This is a genomic window from Peribacillus sp., assembly GCF_059453735.1.
Genome location: NZ_JAZVJO010000113.1, coordinates 1 through 1,950 on the forward strand (window position 1 = coordinate 1; position 1,950 = coordinate 1,950).

The following is a 1,950-nucleotide window of genomic DNA, read 5'->3' on the forward strand; positions in this document are numbered from 1 at the left end:
AGGCCTAATGGAGATGAAAAATCGGCTAATTTTTCGTTTCAGATTGAAAGGCAAAGCGGGAACGATGTGCTTGCTATTCAGGGAGCAGCCATTGGCTACAACCAAGATTATGTTTCCCGAAACATTAACATCAATATTTCAAAAGGGGACAGTGTAGCGCTTGTTGGTCCTAATGGGGTTGGGAAATCGACACTATTAAAGACATTGATTGGCAAGCTTGAACTCCTTTCAGGTGGATTTAAAATGGGCACAAACGTCCAAATCAGCTACTACGATCAGGAACAAGCTAATCTCATTTCAAATAAACGAGTATTAAACGAACTATGGGATGAACATCCATTAAAGCCTGAGAAAGAAATCCGAACCATTCTAGGCAATTTTCTTTTTTCCGGTGATGATGTCCTTAAGAACGTCTCATCCCTCAGCGGCGGCGAGAAGGCTCGCCTCGCACTAGCTAAGATGATGATGGAAAAAGGCAACCTGTTAATTTTAGATGAACCGACCAATCACCTAGACCTTGATAGTAAACTGGTGCTAGAAAACGCCTTAATCGATTATCCTGGGACCATCCTCTTCGTTTCCCATGATCGTTACTTTATCAATCGAATTGCCACAAAGGTCATTGAACTTAGTAAAGACGGCAGTGAAGAATTCCTTGGTGATTATGATTACTACGTAGAGAAGAAACAGGAACAAGCTGAACTCATTGAGCTCGAAAGAAAAGAACACGCGATAAAAGCTGATATACCTCCAGTCGCCACTTCTTATCAAATGGATAAGGAAGTAAAAAAAGTGGAACGACAGCGTAAGCGGAGAATTGAGGAAATAGAAATCGCTACTGAGAAGCTAGAAGAAGAAATCAATACGTACAATGAACTTCTTTGCGATCCTGAAATTTTCCAAAACCATGAAAAGGTCCTTGAAATCCAAGTGAAACTCGATCAGGCACAATCAGATGTCGATACACTTCTAGAAGAATGGGCTGAACTTGAAGGGTAAGAACAGGCTGCCTCAAGACCCGATAGACGGGCTTGAAGCAGCCTGTTTTCATTTGATATTCATCTTCTTTCACTTCATTCCAATATTGTGGATAACTTTTGTTTTTCCACATCAACATATCCACAGAATTACCCACAAACAAAAGCTTGATTTACCCACTTTCTTTAGAGTTTTCCACATTATCCACAGAAGTCGTCTGTTTTATCCACAATAAGCCGAGTTATGCACAATCTGTTTTAATAATCAAAAAACTTTATCCACAGAATAGTGAGATATTTTCCTTTTACCCACAGAAAGAACGTGAGACACCAAATTTGGCATCTCACGCGTTTATTCAGAGATTTTCAATATCAAGACCAGGATTACCGTTTAAAGCAAGATCTGATCGCTTCCCTTTTTCAAACAGGATACTTCCAGCTGCACCAATCATCGCTGCATTATCTGTACAAAGAGATAATGGAGGAATCACAAGCTCTATATCCGGAACTACGGTAAAAGCTTCTGTAAGAGCTGCACGAAGTCCTTTATTCGCCGCGACTCCTCCTGCTAGCATAACTTGCTTCACGTTGAAATCTTCAGCTGCCTTAAGGGTTTTTGTGACAAGCACTTCAATGACACTAGCTTGAAAACTAGCTGCCAAATCTGCCGGCTCTATCGTCTCTCCACGCTGTTCCGCATTATGCAGAGTATTAATAACCGAAGATTTCAATCCGCTAAAGCTAAAGTCATAGCTTCCATTCAGCCATGCTCTAGGAAGATTTATCGAAGGGTTCCCCTCATGGGCAAGACGATCAATATGTGGACCGCCTGGATACGGGAAATTAAGTGTCCGAGCCACCTTATCATACGCTTCTCCTGCTGCATCATCACGAGTCTCACCGATTACCTTAAATGAACCATGCTCTTGTAGTAATACAAGTTCTGTGTGACCCCCTGAAACCACGAGGGACA

General features: G+C 41.6%; 2 protein-coding genes. One reads left to right on the forward strand and one right to left on the reverse strand.

Annotated elements, in window-relative coordinates:
- The coding region (locus tag AC52RT_RS03675) for an ABC-F family ATP-binding cassette domain-containing protein (protein WP_495539498.1) at window positions 1-999 on the forward strand (999 nt) is incomplete at its 5' end.
- A gap of 334 nt (window positions 1,000-1,333) precedes the next feature.
- Here AC52RT_RS03675 and AC52RT_RS03680 read toward each other — a convergent pair.
- Window positions 1,334-1,950: tRNA (adenosine(37)-N6)-threonylcarbamoyltransferase complex transferase subunit TsaD (locus AC52RT_RS03680; protein WP_495539499.1), on the reverse strand; the 617-nt coding region annotated here is incomplete at its 5' end.